The organism is Nostoc sp. (genome assembly GCF_036916735.1).
Lineage (GTDB): Bacteria > Cyanobacteriota > Cyanobacteriia > Cyanobacteriales > Nostocaceae > Nostoc.
This window is the reverse complement of the sequence record NZ_JBALFV010000025.1, coordinates 13,588-36,678: the sequence shown is the minus strand read 5'-3', so window position 1 is coordinate 36,678 and position 23,091 is coordinate 13,588. Positions and strand designations below refer to the sequence as shown.

The following is a 23,091-nucleotide window of genomic DNA, read 5'->3' as shown; positions in this document are numbered from 1 at the left end:
TAATACAACTTTGCTTTAATTTTTAAATATATCCACTGATAATCTTATGACAGGAATGGAACCTTGGGCGATATCAGTCGTTAGTGGTGTAGCAGTTCCGATTTTCCAAATCCTTTGGGGAGGAGGCAGTAAGGTTTCTAGAATATTTGGTAGAAGGCTGAACGAAAAAACTGGGCAGATAATTTTTGCCGCATCAAAACAATATGTCCAGAACTACGAAGAACGGCATGGTATTCTCAAAGTATTAGGAATGCGTGAACCTGTCAAGCTGGAATCGGTCTATACAGCAGTACAGTTTTTAGGTGATGATGCTATTCGTAGTTTTGAATCTATTGAGAATTTAGAAGAAGTCTATCGCCAAGCTAAAAGTCGGAGATTTCAATCTCACGATGATAAAAAACAAACGGGAATTAAAGTTGCTAATAATAAACAATATCTGATGGTGCTTGGTGGGCCTGGTGCTGGAAAGTCTACATTTGTGCGGAAGATGGGATTAGAAGCGCTCAAAGGTAAAAAAGGAGGATTTAAACACGCCTGCATTCCAGTTTTTATCGAATTGAAAAGGTTTGCATCCAGCAATATTAATATTGAAACGTTTATTGCTGAGGAGTTTCGTACTTGCGGCTTTCCATCACCAGATAAATTTACAGCCAAAGCTTTAGAAGAAGGAAAGTTACTAATTTTGCTGGATGGTTTGGATGAAGTACCAACAAAAAACTTGACTGAGGCAATTAGTCAAATTCAAAATTTTGTTGACAAATATGATAAAAATCGTTTCATTGCCTCCTGTCGCACAGCAGCTTATCGCAGCAGTTTTCGTCGCTTTAGCGATGTATCAATGGCAGATTTCGACAATGCTCAAATTCAGCTATTTATTTATAACTGGTTTCATTCAGATGCAGACAAGCAGGAGAAGACAGGCGATAAATGCTGGGAATTACTGCAAAAACCAGAACATGAAGCTGCAAAAGAGTTGGCGCACACACCTTTATTGCTGACATTTCTGTGTTTAGTTTATGACCGTTCCCAAAGTTTTCCAGATAATCGCAGTGTTCTTTACCGGAAGGCACTGCGGATATTGCTTGAAGAGTGGGCATCAGAAAAGCGAATTCTTAGAGATGAGATTTATCAAGGACTGCATACAGAATTAGAAGAGATATTACTATCAGAGATTGCTTATACAGGTTTCGAGTCTGACAGGCTATTCTTTTCACAGCGCGATATAGTTGGGCAAATTAAAACATTTTTGGCGAGTAATCTGAATGCACCTCAGCATTTAGATGGGAAATCGGTGCTGAATGCCATTGCTATTCAACAAGGAATTTTGGTAGAACGAGCCGAGGATGTCTTTTCTTTTTCTCATCTAACGCTACAGGAATATTTAACAGCACAGTATATTGATGACCATCGCCAAGTTGAGAAGTTAGTTACTGAACACCTGACAGATGAACGCTGGAAAGAGGTGTTTTTGTTAGTAGCTGGGTTAATGCGTGGTGGTGCAGATGATTTGCTGCTGCTGATGGAAAAGGAAGCGCAAAAATATATTAATACCCCGAACTTACAAGCTTTCTTAAACTGGGCAGAACAGGTAACAGTTGGCTCACCAGGGGATTTTAAACCTGTGGGTAAACGCGCAGTTGCGATCGCCTACGCCAACGCCAACGCCAACGCCATCGCCTACGCCATCGCCATCGCCTACGCCAACGCCTACGCCATCGCCATCGCCAAGACCATCGCCATCGCCTACGCCTACGCCGACGCCATCGCCATCGCCGACGCCATTAAATACACTGGTGAACTTGAGAAATTAAAAATCTTCAACAACATTGATTTTACTACACTGGTCGCTAAATTAAAAGCACTAAAAGCGAAAATTCCTGATGATAAACAGCCAACGGAAGCGCGTCTAGCATTTGCTAAACAGCTGCAACAAACGTTACTCAATGCTTTCAATCTCACCCAAGAAATGGTCAACTTCTCTAAGGAAGAAGCGAAAGCACTGGAAAATTATCTCTACGCTACTCACCTCATCATCCAATGCAAACAAGCAGCAGTGCGGGTGTCACCCCAAACCTGGGAAGCAATTGAAGCGCGGATGTTGTTAGTTCCAGGTGGTTGAGCAACAATAGGAAAATGAAAAGATAGCCAGATAAACGCTCCATGAGTTCATCACAACAGGCTAAGGATACAAAAACTCGAACCTTTACAGCAATCTTGCATTGAGAAAAAGATGCTTATGTAGCTGAATGTCCAGAAGTGGGAACCGTCAGCCAAGGAGAGACGATAGAAGAAGCAATCAAAACTATATTTAGAAGAGTTCCCGCTTGCTGAAGTCGCTACGCTAAAAGCTTTCATTAGCAGAATTTGAGTCGTTGTAACAAACGCTCAAGCTGTAGTTACTACAACTCCAGTTGTTATAAGTAAACTTGAAGCTGCTGTTAATACAGCTTAAGCAGATGTTATGAATGCTTAAGCTGTAGTTACTACAACTCCAGTTGTTATAAGTAAACTTGAAGCTGTTGTTAATACAGCTTAAGCAGATGTTATGAATGCTTAAGCTGTAGTTATAAACGTTGAAGTTGTTCTAACAAACGCTCAAGCTGTAGTTATAAACGTTGAAGTTGTTCTAACAAACGCTCAAGCTGTTGTTATGACACTAAATCTTATCGTTAGGAATGCACAAGCTGTGGTTTTTTCTCTTCACCCACATATATCTCATCTTCTCTGTTAATAAACACCTGAGACAATGCCTGATAAGCTTCACTCCAAGCTGCCATAACTTCTTCTGTAGCGGCTTCCCCTAAAACATCTTTCATCGCTTGCAGTAAACTTTCTCCAACAATAGGATATTGTTCTGGTGTAACATGGGTCTGTACATGACGATGGGCAATCTTCTCTACCATCGACTTTAAAGCTCCTAGATTATCAATCTGGGTAGCATAGCCATAAACTGCTGTAGCCAACCTCGCAGGCTGAGAACCATTTGCTTGAGCAGACATATCAAATTGTTTTCTGATTTCTGGATGATTTTGAAACATAATTTCATACATCCGAGTTGTGATTTGCTGACCGTTCTTTTTTAAGATAGGTGCTGTAGATTTAACGATATCTATTGTTTGTTGGCTAATCATAGTTTTTTGAACCACTTGTAATGTTGATTGACTTCAATTTAGTGGTTATTCTTATTGGTTACTATGAGCTAGCTCAGTTAACAAGTAATATCATGTCAAAGCCTGTATACATCTACAGCCAGAGGCATTGTTAAACCAATTCGCAATTCGCAATACTTCGGCTACGCTCAGTACAAGTTCGCAATTCGCAATTACGTGTTGTAACGGGGATTTAGACCCCGCCACAACACTTGCGGCTTGATAGAAGCCGGGGATTTAAACCCTTACACTTTGTTAAAAAATTGCAACAAAGAGAAAAATGTAAGAATGCAACTATGTACATCGATAATTTATCAAGCAAAACTTAGATATGCATACAATCGATAAAAAGTCAAATACAAAAGGTTGGGCAGGTGCGATCGCCAAACCAGCAAAAGAATTTCCCCCTACCCAACTGCCAATTCTTTCTGGTAAAATCCCAGATGGCTTGCGTGGCACACTTTACCGTAATGGTCCCGCACGGCTAGAACGCGGTGGCATTCACATGGGACACTGGTTTGATGGAGATGGGGCAATTCTGGCTGTAAATTTTACCGATGCAGTTGCAACTGGGGTTTATCGCTACGTGCAAACCTCTGGCTATCAAGAAGAAGCCGCAGCAGGTAAACTAGTCTACGGCAATTATGGTATGACTGCACCAGGGCCAATTTGGAATCAATGGCAAAAGCCGATCAAGAATGCTGCCAACACTTCGGTGCTAGCACTTCCAGATAAACTTTTGGCACTGTGGGAAGGCGGTAAACCCCACGCCCTCGATTTACAAACTTTAGAAACTTCGGGCGAAGATGATTTAGGGGGGTTAACTAAAGGATTAAACTATTCCGCGCATTGTAAGCGTGACGAGCAAACAGGGGAGATTTTTAACTTTGGCATTACCCCTGGACAAAATGCGATGCTGAATATTTACAAAAGCGATTCGACTGGGCGGATTATCCAACAAGCCGCATACCAGCTAGATGGTGTACCATTGGTGCATGATTTTGTTTTAGCAGGACAGTATCTTGTATTTTTCATTCCGCCAGTGCGGTTGAATGTCTTACCTGTGCTAATAGGGACAAACAACTATAGTGATTCGCTAGAGTGGCAACCTAAATTAGGAACTCAGATTTTAGTTATTGATCGAGAAACCCTATCTATAGTCAGCCGTGGAGAAACTGAATCTTGGTTCCAATGGCATTTTGCTAACGGTTATGTAGATGCTAGCGGTTCAGTGATTGTGGATATCGCTCGTTATGAAGATTTTCAAACTAACCAATATCTCAAGGAAGTGGCTACAGGTGAGACTCATACCCCAGCTAAAAGTACACTAGGGCGAGTTCATCTGCATCCCCAAACTGGCAAAGTTACGTCAATTCAGCAACTATCAAACGGACATTGTGAATTTCCAAATGTACCACAGCAAAATGTGGGGCAAGCTTCTCGTTACACATATATGTCAAAATCCCGCTCAGGAACAGATATTAGCCAAGAACTATTAAATGCGATCGCTCGCTTCGACAACAAAACCGAAACCCTCACCGAAGCAGACTTAGGAGAAAATCGTTATCCTTCAGAACCCATCCCCGCCCAAGACAGCCAAAACCCTGAGCAAAGTTGGGTGTTAACCGTTGTTTACGATGGTAATTCCCATAGTAGCGAAGTTTGGGTATTTGATAGCGATCGCCTGGATGCCGAACCCGTTTGCAAACTAGGATTACCCAGCGTCATCCCCCACAGCTTCCACGGCACTTGGAACCCAGTTTAATATCATGTCCGGCTAAAGACTTATCATTTAGAGCGCAGTTCTTGCAGGGGGCAGGGAGCAGGGGGAAAAAGGCTTTTCCAATTTTTGCACAGATACGGTAATCATAAGTGATTCACCGGACATGATATAACAAATCCTCTGCGTTACCTCTGCGTTAAAAAACATATTGCATCTGGTCACTGCCTGACGCGGGTTAGAATAAAAATAAACCTTAGATACATTACCCTGATTAAGCAAAATTGCCCATGACCACTTCAAAACGCCACTACCACATTACTACCTTCGGTTGTCAGATGAATAAAGCTGACTCAGAACGCATGGCTGGCGTTTTGGAAGATATGGGCTTTGAATGGTCAGAAGACCCGAATAATGCAGATGTAATTCTCTACAATACTTGCACAATTCGGGATAATGCCGAGCAAAAGGTATATTCCTACCTTGGCAGACAAGCGAAGCGCAAACATGAGCAGCCTGATTTAACCCTCATCGTTGCTGGTTGTGTTGCCCAGCAAGAAGGTGAAGCACTATTGCGGCGAGTGCCAGAATTAGACTTGGTAATGGGGCCACAACACGCCAACCGCCTCAAAGATTTGTTAGAGTCAGTCTTTGACGGAAACCAAGTTGTCGCCACCGAGTCAGTTCATATTATTGAAGATATCACCCAGCCACGACGGGATAGTAAGGTAACAGCTTGGGTAAATGTAATTTACGGCTGTAACGAACGCTGCACGTACTGTGTAGTTCCCAATGTGCGAGGTGTCGAACAATCTCGCATACCGTCAGCAATCCGGGCTGAAATGGAAGAATTAGGACGGCAAGGTTACAAGGAAATTACTCTACTCGGTCAAAATATTGACGCTTACGGCAGAGATTTACCAGGAACAACAGCACAAGGACGGCATCTGCACAACTTCACAGATTTACTTTATTACGTCCATGATGTACCGGGGATTGAAAGGCTAAGATTTGCTACTAGTCATCCCCGCTATTTTACAGAGAGATTAATTAAGGCTTGCGCTGAGTTGCCCAAAGTCTGTAAACACTTCCATATTCCCTTTCAATCTGGGGATAATGAACTTTTAAAGGCGATGGCGCGGGGTTATACCCATGAAAAATATCGTCGCATTATCGATACTATTCGGCAATATATGCCAGATGCTTCCATTAGTGCTGATGCGATTGTCGGTTTTCCTGGGGAGACAGAAGCACAGTTTGAAAATACCCTGAAATTGGTAGAAGATATTGGCTTTGACATGTTGAATACAGCAGCATATTCGCCGCGTCCAGGGACACCAGCCGCTTTGTGGGATAATCAGCTAAGTGAAGAAGTTAAAAGCGATCGCCTCCAACGCTTGAATCATTTAGGAAACTTGAAAGTAGCCGAGCGATCACAACGTTACTTTGGACGCATTGAAGAAGTTTTAGTAGAAGACCAAAATTCAAAAGATCAAACCCAGGTGATGGGACGGACTGACGGTAATCGTTTGACATTCTTCAGTGGCGACATCAAAGAATTGAAAGGGCAGTTAGTAAAGGTAAAAATTACCGAAGTTCGCCCTTTTAGCTTGACGGGTGAAGCAGTTGAAGTGACACAAGCTTTGGCTGTCTAAGAAAATGTTCTAAAACTATTGGGCGAATATAATTCGCTACTACAAAAGCTCTCTTCCACCTCCGTGGACTCATTACTGTACCTTTGCTCAATTTTGAGAGGTGATATCAAATCCGGCTAAGAAATTATATTTTCAATTGGCTCTGCTTGGAAATGATGAGTATCATCAAGGCTCCAGCTTTGGAGTTCTCCGGCTTTGCCGTTTTTGACGGAAACTATTATATAGGAGTATCCTTGCCAAGCGTATAGGCGATCGCATTCTGAAGGGATAGCAGGATGATCTGGGTGGGAGTGAAAAATGCCGATAATGTTGAGCGATATGTTGCGTGCTTCCCTTTGTGTTTTTAACATAACTTCGGGTGCGATCGTATATTGCCGTTTTTTACTTTCTGCTGTGCGTTCCCCTGCAAATTCAGCTGCCGCTTCTGTATTCCAGGCATTTTCTGTTGGTATCACTTCTACCACAATTTTACCCTCATTAGCCAAATAGCCCAAAATTATACCACAGCACTCCTCTGGATAGGTGCTTTCGGCATGGGTGCAGATAGTTTGCAAGTGTTCTTGGCTAAATCTGATCATCTCTGCATTTGTAATTTTAGTAACTTATAGCGATTTTTGTACAGCATAGATGTAAGGAAACTCCAAAAAATAAATTATCCAATTTCTGGACTTCACTACGACTTTCCCTTCCCCCGCCTCTAAAACGATGGGATATTTTTTTATTTGGAAGTCCCAAATATATTGCCAGACGTAGCCTAGCAAGAACCGCAGGCATCGCTGCCATCAAAAAGGAAAATATATATTTTGTATCACTCTTTCAAACATTTGCCTACTGCTTTTTGGAAATCATTGCCCAGAAACTAAAACAATATAAAGAATATACAAAGTTCAGTATCTATATATACATTTATCAGCAACTGATGTGAAGAGTATGCAAAGAAGCTTATTTAAGTATAGACATTTAAGTGTGACTGTGTAATTATTTTGAGGCTACTTAGATGTTCTCTATTTTTAAGCTAGACACCCACAAAGAATAGCTCACTACCTACAAGGCTTTTCTTTTCATCAGGTGAATCTTCGAGAAATATTATTCTTCTTCAAGGCTGGCATATAAAGTATGGCGAAAACGTCAAATTTAGACGAATTTTTGTCATTAAAAACAGTACTAAACTCAAGGGTGAAAACTGAAGTTACTGAAAAAATCGATTTAGGTAGGTAAAAATTATGGCAGATATTATTGAAAGCAACGGTAATGATACCATACTGGGCACTAAGAGCGTATCATTCTTAAAGTGAAATGGTATAAGGTAGGCCACGCTTTGCGTGTCTATGCGTGTCTACATTCCTCAACTTTCAGCATCTGTGCGGAGAAGTTGTAAATTTTTCTAATATTTATATAGTGCTAATTATTACAAAACTTATTTACGTAGCTATTATTACTTAGATGGAGTACATTGCTACACAGTTTCTTTATCTTACTCACTGCGTAAGCGTAGCCTAAGCAAAGCGATCGTCACGATTAATTCTATATTTTTTATTATTCTTTCAAGTATCTAAGAAGTTTTCTCCCTTGAAAGCCTCAGCTCAAATCACTTTTTGTCTGTTGCTTTCTGCAAATAAATTCTTGAGTAGAAAAATGTTACATATACTTAGTGATAAGCATTTTTTATACACTTTGACTAAGTAAGATGAAGAGTATGCAAAGATATATTTTAAGTATAGACATCTCGGTAAATATTCATATATGGTTATTACAAATGGTTATTACAGTGTTATTTAAATGTTTCCTATTTTAAACTAGACACCCACGGGGGATAGCCCACAATGAGGTTATGAAAATCCCTTTACCTATTTCAAGACAGCAGTACTTACATATGAAAAATTTAAATTATGGAATATGAGTTTCAAGTATTTAAGCTTAATTTGGCGAAGTTTTTTCAGTGATTGATATTCAATCAAAAATGATAAGAAAAAGCCTGAAACAACTTATTTTACTTGATCCACATAGTCATAAATTTGTACAGTGTGTGCAACTTTAATACTTAGATAAGTGGTACTTGCCAGCTTGTCGATAGGATGAATTTTCGATAAAAATTACTGTTCCTCAACAGCGACATAAAAAAACTTGCTGAAAGTGTCAACTCTCGGTTAATTATTTGTGCGCTAAAACAGCACTAACACAGAGCTTAGAACTAAAGTTACTTCAACAATCGATTAAAGAAGGTAAAAATTATGACAATTATCATTGGAACCAACAGTAATGATACTTTACTAGGCAGTAATGGTACTGACACAATTAAGGGTCTTGCAGGTAATGATACCATTACAGCTCAGAAGGGTAATGACACCCTGCTCGGTGGTGGTGGCAAAGATAAATTTATTTACAATTTAGGCGACGGCACTGATACCATAACCGATTTTGGTGGGGTAGGTAAAGGCATAAACCCGACACCAGCAGTTATTGCCGAAGTGGATACCATAAAATTCCAAGGTGCTGGCTTAACTGCAAGAAATCTGCTGCTGACCAAGAATGGTAAGAACCTAGAAATCACCTTTGAAGGGGTGACTGGCACAGAATTAATCCTCAAAAACTTCAACTTAGAAAGCTTAGATAACCTAAAAGCCTCTGGAACTAGACCAGCTATTGGTAATATCCTGTTTGATGGACAAACTAAAATTACTCCCAGCTTTAATGTCCTAGATGCCAACTCCAGTGCAACTAGCTTAGAGATTAAGAACACTGTAACCTTTCTCAATGACCTATCCAACAACATTAAGGGTTTAGATAATTCAGATGATGTCATTAATGGTCAGGGCGGTAATGACCAAATCGACGGCTTAAGTGGCAACGATTTGCTGCGCGGTGGTATAGGCAATGATACCCTCATTGGTGGTGCAGGGAATAACACCCTTGTTGGTGGTACTGGCAGCGATTACTTAGACGTTAACTCTTCAACAGGGAATAACCTATTAGATGGTGGCGATGACAATGATACTCTCTCGGCATTAGGTGACTACGATGTGGTGTCTGGTAATAACACCCTCAATGGTGGCGCTGGTAATGATAGCTTGAGTGCTGACAGTTCATCAGGCAATAACCTATTGGATGGTGGCGATGGCAATGATTTTCTTAGCGTTTCTGGTAGCTACTATGACCCGGAAGTATCTGGTAATAACACGCTCAATGGTGGCGCTGGTAATGATAGCTTGAGTGCTTTCTATTCAAAAGGCAATAACTTCCTGGATGGTGGCGATGACAATGATTCTCTTAACGTCAATCTTGCCGATGGTGATAACACCCTCAACGGTGGTCTTGGTGACGATTCTTTGAGTGCTAACATTTCAACAGGCAATAATCTGCTCTCTGGTGGTGATGGCAATGATACTCTCACTGCCTCTAACTTCGAGGGGTACAGGTTTGATAACACCTCTGGCAATAACACCCTCAACGGTGACGCTGGTGACGATTACTTGAATGTTAACTATTCACGAGGCGCTAATCTCCTCAATGGAGGCGATGGCAATGATACTCTCACTGCCTATAACTACGGCTACGGCTACGGTGGAAGGTGTTATACCTGCACTGGCAATAATACCCTTAACGGTGGTGCTGGTGACGATTACTTGAATGTTGACTATTCATCAGGCGATAATCTGCTCTCTGGAGACGATGGCAATGATACTCTCACAGCCTCTGGCTACGAGTACGACGAACAGGGCGATTACGGCAAAGGAGTCTATCGCAGAGCATCAGGAAACAATACCCTCAACGGTGGCGCTGGTGCGGATAACTTGATTGTTGATTATTCAACAGGCACTAATCTCTTGGATGGTGGTGATGGCAACGATACTCTTAGTGCCTATGGTGCATTAGGTAATAACACTCTTTACGGTGGTTTTGGTAATGATATTATCACGGGTGGAAACGGTAATGACACTCTCTATGGAGGGGATGGTACTGATACTTTTGCTTTCAATAGTTACAATGAGGGCATTGACAGTCTTTATGACTTCAACGCTACTGATGACTTGATTCAGGTATCGGCTCTTGGTTTTGGTGGCGAGTTAGCAACACCTTCACTCAAAGCAAGTCAGTTTACTATCGGAACATCTGCAATCACTAATGCTCAACGATTCATCTATGATAATGTTACAGGTGGACTATACTTTGATCAAGATGGCAGTGCGTCTGGGTTTACTCAGGTAAAATTTGCACAATTATCTGCTGGATTATCACTAACCGAAAACAATTTTGTGGTTGTTTAATTTAATTAGCACTCGATTACTTTAAGCAGGGATTGCGAGGTGCTGAAAATAGCATCTCGCACTCGATTGCTTAATGGAATTTAGTACTAACAGAGAGTAGATGTTAGGTTTAGTTCTTCAACTTTCAATATGTGTGCGGAGGATTCCCAAGTGTTCTTGGCTTAGTTGATTTATGTCTGCATCCGTAATTTTGGTAATTTATAGCCGCGATCGCCACCTCTTTTATTGAATGCCTAACCAGTAACTATAGTCAATTCAGCCCGTTGAACTCACGTTAAACTCAAGGTTGAGAACTGAAGTTACTGAAAAAATCGATTTAGGTAGTTAAAGATTATGGCAGATATCATTGGAACCAACGGTAATGATACGCTAGCGGGCAGCGACAGCGCGAACACGATTAAGGGTCTTGCAGGCAACGATAGCATCACAGCTAATGGCAACGACACCTTGACTGGTGGAGGTGGTAAGGATGAATTTGTTTTCTATTCGTTTTACGATGACCCTGATATCATTACAGATTTTGGTGGCGTAGGTAAAGGAACAAACCCGACAGCAGCAGTCATTGCCGAAGTAGACATCCTAAAATTCCAAGGTTCTGCCTTCACTGCTCAAAATCTGCTGCTCACCCAGAATGGTAGCAATCTGGAAATTACCTTTGAACAAGACTTTAATAAAACCAAAGTCATCCTGCAAAACTTTGCCCTGGAAAACCTGGATAACCTGAGCAAATCTACAGGAGCCACTGTAGACTTGGGCAATATAGAGTTTGATGGGCAAACTAGCATTAGTGATAGCTTCGATGTCTTCAATGCCAACTCCACCCAAAACGCTATCTTCAACAAGAACACAGTCACTTTCCTTAACGACCTGAACAATAACGTTAGCGGTTTTGACAACTCAGATGATGTTATCAATGGTCAAGGGGGTGATGATATCATCGATGGCAAGAGTGGCAATGACCTGCTGCGAGGTGGTATTGGGAATGATACTCTCATTGGTGGTGCTGGGGATGACACCCTCAATGATGATACCGGCAATAACTCTCTTGTTGGTGGTATTGGTGACGATAATTTGAATGTTGAATTTTCAACAGGCAATAATACCCTCAATGGTGGCACTGGTAACGATACCTTAAGCGCTGGGGCAACATCTGGCAATAACCTACTCTTTGGGGGCGATGGCAATGATTCTCTTGACGCCTCTTACCGTTCTATTTCCTCCGGATACGACTATATTGCCTCTAATGGCAATAACACCTTCAACGGTGGCGCTGGTGACGATACCTTGAGTGCTGATTCTCCATTCGGCAATAACTTACTTTCTGGTGGCGATGGCAATGATTATCTCTCCAAATCTGGCTACGATCACTATAGAGCGTACTTTAGTTTTAGCTCTTCAGGCGATAATACCCTCAAGGGTGGCGCTGGTGACGATACATTGCGTGCTGAGTATTCAACAGGCAATAACTTACTTTCTGGGGGCGATGGCAATGATTCTCTCTCTACATCTGGCTATTTGATACCCTATTACCAGAGTCTTTATGATTCCTCCTCAGGGAATAACACCCTCAACGGTGGTACTGGTGACGATACATTGCGTGCTGAGTATTCAACAGGTAATAACCTACTATCTGGGGGCGATGGCAATGATTCCTTCTATCTAAGCCCCACAGATACTGCCCCTTCTGATTTAGTAACTCAAACGGTAGATGGGGGTAAGGGTGACGATTTGTTGTCCGTCGATTACAGCCTGGCTACCAAAGGAATTATAACGACATTCAATGGAACTACTAACATTGGTTCAATTACAGCAGGCACGTATCAGGTTAGCTACAAGAATATCGAACAATTAAATATCACAGGTACAGACTACGATGATTTGATTGTGGGGAGCGATGGCAACGATACGCTCTCCACTGGCAGTGGTAATTTGACTTTTGCGGGTAATGGCGACGTTCTCTTCACAGGCGGTGGTGGCAAGGATACGATAGATGGGGGTAATGGTGACGATTTTTTGTATGTCAATTACATTAATAATGCTACCGTAGGAATCACGTCGACATTCAATGCCAGTACTAACATTGGATCAATTACGGCAGGCACGAATGGAGTTAGTTACAAGAATATCGAACGATTAAATATCTCAGGTACAAATTACGATGACTATATAATCGGGAGCAATGGCAACGATACGCTCTCCACAGGCGATGCTAACTTGATTTTGGCGTATGGCGACCTTCTCTCCACAGGCGGTGGTGGCAAGGATACGATAGATGGAGGTAATGGTGACGATTTGTTGCCTGTCAATTACAGCGATGCTACCGCAGGAATCACGTCGACATTCAATACCAGTACTAACATTGGATCAATTACGGCAGGCACGAATGGAGTTAGTTACAAGAATATCGAACGATTAAATATCTCAGGTACAAATTACGATGACTATATAGTGGGAACCAATGGCAACGATACGCTCTCTACGCACTATAATTATTATCATGGTGGCAATGATACCATAGATGGGGGTAAGGGTGACGATTTGTTGTCTTTCTATTATTACTCTTACAATGGTGATTCTGAAGGAATCACTTCGACATTCAATGCCAGTACTAACATTGGATCAATTACGGTAGGCACAAATGGAGTTAGTTACAAGAATATCGAACGATTAAATATCATAGGTACAGACTACGATGACTTAATCGTGGGGACCAATGGCAACGATACGCTTTCTGGGTATGGTGAAAATGATACGATTATTGGCGGTGCCGGTAATGATATCCTGACAGGTGGGTATGGCAATGATAGCCTCTATGCAGGAGCTGGTACTGATACCTTTGTTTTCAATAGTTTCAATGAAGGCATTGATCAACTTTATGATTTCAATGCGACTAATGAATTGATTCAGGTATCGGCTACTGGTTTTGATGGCGGGTTATCAATAGGTTCACTCTCAGCTAGTCAGTTTATCCAAGGAACATCTGCAATCACGATCGCTCAACGATTCATCTATGACAATGTTACAGGTGGATTGTTCTTTGACCAAGATGGCAGTGCGTCTGGGTTTACTCAGGTAAAATTTGCCCAACTATCTCCTGGTGTAGCACTAACTGAAAAGAATTTTTTGGTTGTTTAATCGGAATTAGCGGTTTGCCATTACTAAGGGTTACGGGTTACAAGGTGCTGAAAATAGCACCTCGCATTTGATCAATCAATGCAACGCCGCTAAAGTTGATTCCGGGCTTTGAGTTGCAGATATCGCTCAACCACTTGATCGGCAATTTGATTTGCTGGTGCATCTAGTACTAATACACCTTTTTGTTTGAGCTGGGCAAATGCTACTTGTCTTTGCATTAATAAATCGAGTGCCACTGCACGGGCATAAGCATCTGTAACATTATCTTTGAAGGTGTATGCTAAACGATCAACTTGCAGATCTCGCAGAGTTACGCAAAATGGCAGATAGCGGGGTGCTAGCTTGGAGAGTGCAGCTAGGAGTTCTGTAGAGGCGGTGACATCTATTAAGTCGGTAATCACCACTACCAGCGCCCTGCGAGTTTGACGCTGCACAACATTTGTCACCGCCCCCAAATAATCAGATTCAAATAACACTGGTTGAATTGGAGTCAGGCGATCGATTAGCTGATTCAAATGATGTTGACCGCGTTCTGGGGGAATCCACGTATGCATCTGGCGGTCAAATACACCAACGCCCACGCGATCGCCTCGATGCAACCCCGCCAATGCTAAAGATAAAGTTGCATTCAAACCCCAGTCAAATCGCTGCAAATTCTGCACTTTTGCTGTCATCAATCGCCCGCGATCAAGCAAAATCAGTAAAGTTTGTTCCTGTTCGGGTTCTAGAACTCTCACTAGTGGCGTTGCATTATTATAGGCTCCAACCCGACGGGCGGTAGCTTTCCAATCAATAAACCGCAAATCGTCACCAGTGCGATAATTCCGCAGTTCGGCAAACTCTGTACCAATACCAGTTTGACGAGATTGGCGGATTGATCCTGATGATTGCAATGTTAAACGAATTGTAAGCGATCGCAACCCAACTAAATCAGGATAAACTTTCACTGGCAGACTTTGGGGAATTTGCCAATCATCCCAAGCTAATCCCCAAATTCCCAACTGTCGAACTTGGATATTTCCCCAAGGGAACTCTCCCCGTTGTGTCGGGTTGACGGTATACGTCAATTCCTGAGTGCTGTTACTGGGAATAATCGCCTGAAGTGTGGGTGCAGATATGCCAAACCCTGTTGGGTAGTAATCGCAGATTTCAATTTGGGCATTGGCATTTGGCGATGTTACTTTTAACACTACTGGATTATCTCGCCCAATGGATAATCGTGACGGTAATTCGCGGCTAATTTGCACGCGAGAACGCCGTACCTGCAAACCATCTACAACCATCAATCCGAGAACGATCGCATCAAATAGCAAAGTGATGGCGATGGTTGCTTTAATGCTGAGAAAAAGGTATAGGATCGGGGAAATCGCTATACCCAAAACCAACAATAAATAAACTCGTCTGGAAGGAACCATTTTTGAGACTGAGAAGTTAGGAAAAGATTAGTTTAACCTACGTCATCATGGGCAAAGCGATTAAAGAGGAAGTCTAAAGCATAATTACGTAGTTGGTAGTATTGTGGATCTTCCATAATCCGGGCGCGATCGCGGGGACGAGAAAAAGGAATTTCCATGACTTCGCCAATTTTCGCGTGTGGGCCGTTGGTCATCATTACTAATTTATCGGCTAAAAATAGTGCCTCGTCGATGTCGTGGGTAATCATCAGCACTGTACAACGGTTATCGCCCCAAATTTTCAGTAATTCTTCTTGTAATTCTTCTTTGGTGATAGCATCCAGCGCCCCAAAAGGTTCATCTAAAATTAAAACTTTCGGACGAATCGCCAAAGCACGGGCGATAGAAACCCGTTGTCTCATACCACCGGACATTTGCATTGGTTTCTTTTCCATTGCATCAGCCAGTCCCACCATTGCTAAATGATCGCGCACGATCGCTCTTTTTTCAGCTTGTGGTTTGTTGGGATAAACGGCGTTAACAGCTAAGTAGATGTTTTCAAAAGCAGTGCGCCAAGGTAGCAGGGCATAGTTTTGGAAGACAACCATCCTGTCTGGGCCTGGCTTGATGATTGGTTCTCCTTCGAGTAATACTTGGCCGGAGGTGGGAAAGTTAAAACCGGATACCATATTTAACAGCGTCGATTTGCCACAGCCAGAGTGGCCGATGACGCAAATAAATTCTCCCTTTTCTACGTTGAGGTTAACGCCGTCGAGTACTGTGAAGGGGCCTTTCTTTGTCGGATAGACTTTGGTAACGTCTTTAATTTCTAAGAAAGGTCTGCGGTTAGTGGTTGCACTGGCGAATGGTTTTCCTAGTGTATTTGTAGCTGTCAAGTTGGGGTTTTGCATGGTATTTGGGGACTGGGGATTAAAAATTGGGGACTACTCGCCGCGATCTAAAGGTTTATTAACAAAGATAAAAGGTGGATTCATCCAGTTCAAATACTCGTTAACGGAAATAAAAGGTGGATTCATCCAGTTCAAAGACTCGTTAACGGAGATAAAAGGTGGATTCATCCAGTTCAAATACTCGTTAACGGAGATAAAAGGTGGATTCATCTAGTTCAAATACTCGTTAACGGAGATAAAAGGTGGATTCATCCAGTTCAAATACTCATTAACGGAGATAAAAGGTAGATTCATCCAGTTCAAATACTCGTTAACGGAGATAAAAGGTGGATTCATCCAGTTCAAATACTCGTTAACGGAGATAAAAGGTGGATTCATCCAGTTCAAATACTCGTTAACGGAGTTCAGAAGTTCGCGTGTGATGTGCTACTTCTTCCACTCCCTCTTTCTTTCACCATTTTTTTATGAGGCGAGTCTTCTTCTGGGTGCATCAAGAATAACTTCCGCAACTGAAAAATCACGTTTAATTTTCAAACTGTTGAGATAAGCGATCGGATCGTCGGCGTTAAAGGGAGTACCATCGAACAGTTGAATCGGTTGGCGAATATAGCTAATATCCAAACCTAATTCTCGTGCGGCGGTGCTGAAAACCCGCACGCGACATACCCGTTCCACAACTTCTACCCAATTTCTGGGGAAGGGAGTGTCACCCCAACGCGCCAATTGACTCATAATCCAAATTTGTTCGGTACGGCTGGGGCGGTTGATAGCAGACTCAGAATAAAACTGATGATGGGCATAGTCCCGTAACGGATGGTCTAAGTCACAGGTAAGACTATTTGGATCTTCGAGTTGAATATATTCTAAATCAGTGCTGACGTAATCTCGCCCTGCTAAAATTTGGCGAATTTCTTGGGCATTATTGGGATTTGCACAATACTGACAAGCTTCTAACAAAGCTTTAGTCAGGGCAATATGCGTATTTGGATAATTTTCTGCCCAATCTTCCCGCACACCAAGAACTTTACCGGGGTGTCCCAACCAAACTTCTAAATCGGTAGCGATGGTAAAACCGACATTTTCCACAGCAGCGCGGTAGTTCCAAGGTTCACCCACGCAGTAACCATCAATGCTTGCGGCTTTTAGGTCAGCTACCATCTGCGCTGGGGGAATGGTCTTCATATCTACATCGCGATCGGGGTCGATTCCTCCAGCCGCTAGCCAGTAACGCAGCAACAAGTTGTGCATAGAAGCGGGATGTACTACTCCCATTGTGTGCCGTTCTTCGCGGGTGAGAATCAGGTGATTTCTGAAGTCTGATAAGGTTTGCACACCTTGGTCGTAAAAGCGTTTTGCCAAGGTGATGGCGTTACCGTTGCGAGTCATGGTAAGGGCGGTGACAACGGGGAGGGGTTGGTTATTATGTCCTCCCAAAGTTAGCCACATCGGCATCCCTGAAGGCATTTGAGCCGCATCCAAATAACCGCCAGTCATGCCATCGACAATACCCCGCCAGTTGCTTTCTCGCACGAGGTGAACTTCATCTAAACCATGCTTGACAAAGAAGCCTTTTTCTTTAGCAACTGCTAAGGGGGCGCAAGCGGTTAGAGGTAAAAAGCCAATTTCTAGGTTAACTTTTTCTAAGCCATGACGGGCGATGTCGGCAGTTTTCCGCGCCCGAATTTTTTTGATGCGTTTTTGCTGATTGAGGAAGTAAATCATCTCACTTCGCAAGCTGTAGTAGCTGGGATGTTCTACTACTTCCATCCGCTTGCGGGGTCTGGGAATATCCACTTCTAAAATATCGCCGATTTTAGATTCGGGGCCGTTGGTTAACATCACGATTCTGTCAGATAACAGCACTGCTTCATCGACATCATGGGTAACCATCACGGCGGTAACTTGATTTTCTTCGCAGATTTGCATCAGTTGTTCTTGCAAATTGCCGCGTGTGAGTGCATCCAATGCGCCAAAGGGTTCATCTAGCAAGAGTAATTTAGGACGAATCGCTAAGGCGCGGGCGATCGCAACTCGCTGTTTTTGTCCACCTGATAACATTCCCGGTTGTTTATCAGCATGGGGACGCAAACCCACCATATCAATATGTTTTTCGATAATGGCGTTGCGTTCGGCTGAGAGTAAACCCTTCATTACTGAGTCTACAGCGAGGGCAATATTTTCTCTGACTGTGCGCCAAGGTAATAGCGAATAATTTTGGAACACCACCATCCTGTCTGGGCCGGGTTTGCTGATTCTTTGTCCTTCGAGAGTGACAATACCTTCAGTTGGCAAATCCAAACCTGCAATCATATTTAATAGCGTAGATTTGCCGCAACCAGAGTGACCAATCAAAGAAATAAATTCTCCTTTTTTAATTTGAAGGTCGATTCCTTTAAGGGCGATATATTTGCCACCACCAGTTAATTCAAAAACTTTTTCAATTTGGTCAACAGCTACGAACATACTTATTTGTCCTTTGTCCTTTGTCATTTGTCCTTTGTCTTTCGCCATTAGTCCTTAGTACGTGGTCATTAGTCCTTAGCTTTTTAGAAATGACCAATGACTAATGACCAATGACTACTTCTGTCCTTTGTCTTTCGCCATTAGTCCTTAGCTTTTTAGAAATGACCAATGACCAATGACTAATGACTATTTCTGTTCTGCTGGTAAAATTTTATTTTGCAGCCAAGCCATCGCTTTATCTAGAAGCAACCCAACAACGCCGATATAAACTAGAGCTAAAATTACTTCGCTGACGTTGTTATTTTGATAGGCATCCCAGATAAAAAAGCCGATTCCGACAATACCAGACATGACGATTTCGGCGGCGATAATTGCTAACCAAGCTAAACCGATCGCAATTCTCAAGCCGGTAAAGATGTAGGGTAATGCCGCAGGAATCAAAATATTAGTGAAATATTCTTTGCGGCTAAGTTGCAGAACTTTGGCGACGTTGTTGTAATCTTGGGGGATTTGGGTAACGCCGACAGCAGTATTAATTAAGATGGGCCAAATGGCGGTAATGAAAATTACGAATAATGCTGCGGGTTCGTTTTGTCGTAAAGCTGCTAAAGAAATTGGTACCCAAGCTAAAGGTGGTACAGTCCGCAGTAGTTGAAAGATGGGGTCTAAAGCTTTGGACATGGTTTTATTAACCCCGATCAAAATGCCCAAGCCAATACCAACGATCGCAGCTAAGGTATAACTGATAGCAACTCGTTGTAAACTAGCGAGAATCTGCCAAAACAGACCTTTATCAATGCCACCTCGGTCATAAAAGGGCCAGAAAATCAGAACCCAAGTGTCTTGGATAACTTGTATTGGCCCTGGTAATGTGGCTCCCGGAATCCAAGCGAAGAGTTGCCAAATAACTAGGAAGATTGCAATGGCGATCGTTGGTGGTATCAGGTCAGGAAATTGCTTTTTCAGGCTAGATATAAAGCTATTATTCAATCTAGGGCTTACAGGGCGTTTTTGGGCTATTGTCATGATGCTGTATTCTCCGCAAATTTTATTTTTTATTTGTTATTTGTAAATAATCGATATCTTTAGACGCGATTAATCGCGTCTCTACAAGGGATTAATCGTGTCTCTACTTTTTGATTTTGAGACTTTTGAGCAAATAACTAATGACCAATGACTAAACACTGACCTTCTTGATTTTGAGACTCTTCAAATATTCTTCTGGTTTTTCGGGGTCAAATTTGATGCCATCAAAGAACTCTTCTACACCACGGGATGTATTTGTTGGAATATCAGCAGTAGCAATGCCAGCTTCTTTGGCAGCTTCTTTCCAAATATCTTCACGGTTGACTTTTTTGATCAGCTCTCTAGCCTTAGCAGCATTATTATCTAGGTAATTTTTTGGTAAAAATCCCCAACGAACATTTTCGGTTATAAACCATAAATCGTGACTCTTGTAGGGATAAGAAACATTACCTTTTTCATCTTTCCAGTAGTAAGCTGCCATTGATTTATCATCAATTTTGCGACCATCACCCATGTCATACTTCCCTTGGTATGGATCAGCCAGTATTTCAGGTGAAGAAAGATTGAAATAATTTCGTCCAGCCAGAATTTGAGCCGCTTCTTTGCGATTATCAAAATTATCTAACCACTGTTGAGCTTCCATAATTCCTTTTAAAATTGCTTTAGTAGCCTTGGGATTTTTATCAACCCAATCGCCTCTAATAGCGACGTATTCTTCAGGATGATTTTTCCAAATTTCTGCGGTTAATGCTGCTACATAGCCAATTTTTTCTTGAACCAGGCGATAAGGCCAGGGGTCGCCTGTACTAAAGGCATCCATTGTTCCTGTTTTCATATTGGCAACAGTTTGGGCCGCAGGTACTGTGAGCAATTTGACATCTGCATCTGGATCTAAGCCGCCTGCTGCCAACCAGTAGCGAATCCACAAATCTTGGTTGACGTGGGGAAAGGTGAATGCAGCAGTGAAGGGTGTTGAAGATTTTAATTCCTTAAACAAAGACTTAGCGCTGGCGAGTTGTAAACTAATACCTTTGCCTTGGTGCTTGTTGGCGATCGCAATTCCATTTCCATGCGTAATCAATTGACATAATACATACATGGGAATTTTTTGATTGCCTTTGGTAATTAAACCTTCTGTGATTAAATGTGGCATTGGCATCTGCCATTGACCTCCATCTATACCACCACCAGCAGAACCAATTTCTACATTATCTCTAGCTGCACCCCAAGAAGCTTGTTTAGAAAGGTCAACATTAGTCATGCCATACTTGGCAAAAAAGCCTTTTTCTTTAGCAATAATTAAAGGAGCCGCTTCCACAATAGGAATATACCCCAGCTTGACTTTAGTAGTTTCTGGTGTTTGTTCGGGACTAGTATTAGCAACCGTTTGAGCAGTTGGCTGTGCTTGAGTGTTTCCACCAGTCAGATTTTCAGGGGGATTACCCAAACAGCCTTTGAGGAATACAGCACCCGCAGATACTCCGGCTGTGAAGATAAATTTGCGGCGAGAAATTTGATTAAAAAATTTTGTCATAAATATCTCCTGAAAATGTCAATTTATATTTTTATAGCTGCGATAAATTAGGCAAAAAACGTTATGTTTCTTGCATTATTAATAATTAACCAAGCTATATTTGACCAAGCGATCATAGCCATTTCATTAATGAAACAGCTAGCTATATAAGAACTCGGTTAAATTATTGGCTCTGCTTTTCTAGTGTGATGCAGAGGTATCATTCACCTTGTTGAAATCAGTTTACAGCCTTTGAAGCCGAAATTGTCAACTTGGAATCGGAATTATTAAACAAATATTAGATTGGATGTATAAAGAAAAATTTATCTATTATCCTTAACTATAGGAATAATTTTTAATATATCAACTCTTATTTATGAAGAGTATTATGTTTGCTTTATGATTGACTATCTTCACTTCTTTTGTAACAGGACTTACGTAAAATAATGGAAAAACCTAGACACGAAGTGGCTTCCTGAAGGATACTGCAAAGGCAAAGCAGTGCGCCCTTGCAGTTCGCCGACTTGTTCGCTCTTAGCGTTCTTGCTCTTTAGCAACTGCCGCGCAAAGGATGCAAAGGAATGAGAGTTTCAGAGAGTTATTGCATAAGTCCTATGTAACTTAACTTTAATAGTAATTTGTCATCCATAAGTTTTTATTTATCCCAACTATTATGTTATCTCTTTAATTTAGGAGCGCACTGCGACGAGATGAGATAGTAAGGCTGAGAAAGTTGGAGACTTAAGCAAATAGCCCAAATAGGTGTATTTATTATCCAGCGATCGCAACTATCTACTGTTTCCAACACCAGAAATAAACCCTGTCTCTTTAAGCAGCAGCCGTAGTTCTGCGTGACGAAGTTTTGTGTCCTTGTTGTTATTTGCCCACATATCAGAAAAGAAGTCTTGCATTAGTGCAATGATACTGCGGTACTTGAGGATGCTGGTAACATAAAACTTATCTAACTTCATGGCTCCATCAGCATGTATCTGCTCGATGTTGTTGAGTAATATAGAGCGCAGTTCATAAGGTTTTAAGCCTTCTTTTATGCCATATTTTTCTATAATCCTGCCTTTATCATTCTCGGAACATAAATCATAAGACGATTGAATAAGATGACCAAGATTCCGTAAGACTTCTCCGTAGTCATAAAATGTGTTTTGCTTAAAAAAAGACTCTTCATCTTTAGTCAACGTAAAACTCTTGTCAAGTACCAAACCAAAATCGGTCAAATATATCCGCTTGCCGTCGGTAAGAATGTTGCGAAAATGCGCGTCAAAGTGGATAATTCCCTTCTTTCTCAAAAAGGTAATCGTCTTGCGTGAGTCATCCAGGGATTTTTGAAGTTTGTTGGGGTTTTCCTGTAGCCATGTTTCCAAAATATATGGTATGTACTCTAGAAACAGAACCAACTCATAGTTGGCGTTTGCTCTATCTAACATATAATTCCCGGCATTGACACTATTGCCCCAGTACTCCACATAATCTTTTAGACGCGACCTATCGACATCGGCACGCCGCCCAAAGAAGGGAATGATGCGATAATGGTACATTAGTGGAAAGGTGGCAATTACTCCTGACAATACCCAATTGGTTGTCTTGATATGGGTAACAAGTTCTCGGAAGACACCAAAACCAGTGGAACCGAAGCCGTAATTACAGTAAGTTGGCAAGTCATAGAGGTTTCTGGTGGAGAACAAGTTGTTATATTCGATGTTTGTAACCGGAACACGTTTCACAAATACCTTGGATTTCCCAAGGACAATGGTGTGATTCATTCCCCAACCCGTGCTAGACTGATTCGACTCACTATTGTCAAACAGAAAACGCAATTGTGCATTATCCAACTGAGCGATTTGT

The 23,091-nt window shown here is 41.9% G+C and carries 15 protein-coding genes; 5 read left to right on the top strand and 10 right to left on the bottom strand.

What is annotated here, in order from left to right:
- Positions 1-46 precede the first annotated feature (46 nt).
- Complete coding sequence (locus V7L20_RS06080) at positions 47-2,119, top strand: NACHT domain-containing protein (protein ID WP_334743193.1); 2,073 nt, start codon at positions 47-49, stop codon at positions 2,117-2,119.
- Positions 2,120-2,669: 550 nt separating this feature from the next.
- On the opposite strand, the gene V7L20_RS06075 is transcribed toward V7L20_RS06080, so the two are convergent.
- Positions 2,670-3,131 carry a globin domain-containing protein gene (locus V7L20_RS06075; protein ID WP_334743192.1) on the bottom strand — a complete coding sequence of 154 codons (462 nt, stop codon included), beginning with the start codon at positions 3,129-3,131 and terminating at the stop codon, positions 2,670-2,672.
- Positions 3,132-3,480: 349 nt separating this feature from the next.
- Between V7L20_RS06075 and V7L20_RS06070 the strand changes: the two genes are divergently transcribed.
- Both V7L20_RS06070 and miaB read left to right on the top strand, forming a co-directional pair.
- Positions 3,481-4,914 carry a carotenoid oxygenase family protein gene (locus V7L20_RS06070; protein ID WP_334743191.1) on the top strand — a complete coding sequence of 478 codons (1,434 nt, stop codon included), beginning with the start codon at positions 3,481-3,483 and terminating at the stop codon, positions 4,912-4,914.
- 245 nt (positions 4,915-5,159) lie between these two features.
- Positions 5,160-6,524 (top strand): tRNA (N6-isopentenyl adenosine(37)-C2)-methylthiotransferase MiaB, encoded by a 1,365-nt coding sequence (miaB, locus tag V7L20_RS06065; protein ID WP_334743190.1) that lies wholly within the window; start codon positions 5,160-5,162, stop codon positions 6,522-6,524.
- Between the two features lie 116 nt (positions 6,525-6,640).
- Here miaB and V7L20_RS06060 read toward each other — a convergent pair whose 3' ends face one another.
- Positions 6,641-7,102 carry a M67 family metallopeptidase gene (locus tag V7L20_RS06060; protein ID WP_334743189.1) on the bottom strand — a complete coding sequence of 154 codons (462 nt, stop codon included), beginning with the start codon at positions 7,100-7,102 and terminating at the stop codon, positions 6,641-6,643.
- A gap of 1,653 nt (positions 7,103-8,755) precedes the next feature.
- On the opposite strand from V7L20_RS06060, the gene V7L20_RS06055 reads away from it, so the two are divergent.
- Together V7L20_RS06055 and V7L20_RS06050 are read left to right on the top strand one after the other, a co-directional pair.
- Positions 8,756-10,789, top strand: coding sequence for a beta strand repeat-containing protein (locus tag V7L20_RS06055; RefSeq protein WP_334743188.1), 2,034 nt, complete (start codon positions 8,756-8,758; stop codon positions 10,787-10,789).
- Positions 10,790-11,122: 333 nt separating this feature from the next.
- Positions 11,123-13,924 carry a beta strand repeat-containing protein gene (locus tag V7L20_RS06050; RefSeq protein WP_334743187.1) on the top strand — a complete coding sequence of 934 codons (2,802 nt, stop codon included), beginning with the start codon at positions 11,123-11,125 and terminating at the stop codon, positions 13,922-13,924.
- Positions 13,925-14,013: 89 nt separating this feature from the next.
- Here the strand turns inward: V7L20_RS06050 and V7L20_RS06045 are convergent, their stop codons facing one another.
- The 8 genes from V7L20_RS06045 to V7L20_RS06010 all read right to left on the bottom strand — a co-directional run bounded on the left by V7L20_RS06045 (position 14,014) and on the right by V7L20_RS06010 (position 23,078).
- Positions 14,014-15,339 carry a DUF58 domain-containing protein gene (locus V7L20_RS06045; protein WP_334743186.1) on the bottom strand — a complete coding sequence of 442 codons (1,326 nt, stop codon included), beginning with the start codon at positions 15,337-15,339 and terminating at the stop codon, positions 14,014-14,016.
- Between the two features lie 32 nt (positions 15,340-15,371).
- A complete protein-coding gene (locus V7L20_RS06040; protein ID WP_334743185.1) occupies positions 15,372-16,229 on the bottom strand; it encodes a nitrate ABC transporter ATP-binding protein in 858 nt (285 codons plus the stop codon).
- A 33-nt stretch (positions 16,230-16,262) separates the two neighbouring features.
- Complete coding sequence (locus tag V7L20_RS06035) at positions 16,263-16,439, bottom strand: hypothetical protein (RefSeq protein ID WP_334743184.1); 177 nt, start codon at positions 16,437-16,439, stop codon at positions 16,263-16,265.
- Positions 16,440-16,607 carry a hypothetical protein gene (locus V7L20_RS06030; RefSeq protein ID WP_334743183.1) on the bottom strand — a complete coding sequence of 56 codons (168 nt, stop codon included), beginning with the start codon at positions 16,605-16,607 and terminating at the stop codon, positions 16,440-16,442.
- An 84-nt stretch (positions 16,608-16,691) separates the two neighbouring features.
- Positions 16,692-18,698 (bottom strand): ABC transporter ATP-binding/substrate-binding protein, encoded by a 2,007-nt coding sequence (locus V7L20_RS06025; protein WP_334743272.1) that lies wholly within the window; start codon positions 18,696-18,698, stop codon positions 16,692-16,694.
- A 180-nt stretch (positions 18,699-18,878) separates the two neighbouring features.
- Positions 18,879-19,718: a nitrate ABC transporter permease gene (gene ntrB, locus V7L20_RS06020; protein WP_334743182.1), complete on the bottom strand. Its 840-nt coding sequence runs from the start codon at positions 19,716-19,718 to the stop codon at positions 18,879-18,881.
- Between the two features lie 151 nt (positions 19,719-19,869).
- Positions 19,870-21,252: a CmpA/NrtA family ABC transporter substrate-binding protein gene (locus V7L20_RS06015; protein ID WP_334743181.1), complete on the bottom strand. Its 1,383-nt coding sequence runs from the start codon at positions 21,250-21,252 to the stop codon at positions 19,870-19,872.
- Between the two features lie 767 nt (positions 21,253-22,019).
- Complete coding sequence (locus V7L20_RS06010; RefSeq protein ID WP_334743180.1) at positions 22,020-23,078, bottom strand: hypothetical protein; 1,059 nt, start codon at positions 23,076-23,078, stop codon at positions 22,020-22,022.
- Positions 23,079-23,091 lie beyond the last annotated feature (13 nt).

Excerpts from the sequence above, each read along its gene's own strand:
- V7L20_RS06080 (WP_334743193.1), top strand. The coding sequence starts at position 47 with ATGACAGGAATGGAACCTTGGGCGATATCAGTCGTTAGTGGTGTAGCA.
- V7L20_RS06075 (WP_334743192.1), bottom strand. The coding sequence starts at position 3,131 with ATGATTAGCCAACAAACAATAGATATCGTTAAATCTACAGCACCTATC.
- V7L20_RS06070 (WP_334743191.1), top strand. The coding sequence starts at position 3,481 with ATGCATACAATCGATAAAAAGTCAAATACAAAAGGTTGGGCAGGTGCG.
- miaB (WP_334743190.1), top strand. The coding sequence starts at position 5,160 with ATGACCACTTCAAAACGCCACTACCACATTACTACCTTCGGTTGTCAG.
- V7L20_RS06060 (WP_334743189.1), bottom strand. The coding sequence starts at position 7,102 with ATGATCAGATTTAGCCAAGAACACTTGCAAACTATCTGCACCCATGCC.
- V7L20_RS06055 (WP_334743188.1), top strand. The coding sequence starts at position 8,756 with ATGACAATTATCATTGGAACCAACAGTAATGATACTTTACTAGGCAGT.
- V7L20_RS06050 (WP_334743187.1), top strand. The coding sequence starts at position 11,123 with ATGGCAGATATCATTGGAACCAACGGTAATGATACGCTAGCGGGCAGC.
- V7L20_RS06045 (WP_334743186.1), bottom strand. The coding sequence starts at position 15,339 with ATGGTTCCTTCCAGACGAGTTTATTTATTGTTGGTTTTGGGTATAGCG.
- V7L20_RS06040 (WP_334743185.1), bottom strand. The coding sequence starts at position 16,229 with ATGCAAAACCCCAACTTGACAGCTACAAATACACTAGGAAAACCATTC.
- V7L20_RS06035 (WP_334743184.1), bottom strand. The coding sequence starts at position 16,439 with ATGAATCCACCTTTTATCTCCGTTAACGAGTATTTGAACTGGATGAAT.
- V7L20_RS06030 (WP_334743183.1), bottom strand. The coding sequence starts at position 16,607 with ATGAATCCACCTTTTATCTCCGTTAACGAGTATTTGAACTGGATGAAT.
- ntrB (WP_334743182.1), bottom strand. The coding sequence starts at position 19,718 with ATGACAATAGCCCAAAAACGCCCTGTAAGCCCTAGATTGAATAATAGC.
- V7L20_RS06015 (WP_334743181.1), bottom strand. The coding sequence starts at position 21,252 with ATGACAAAATTTTTTAATCAAATTTCTCGCCGCAAATTTATCTTCACA.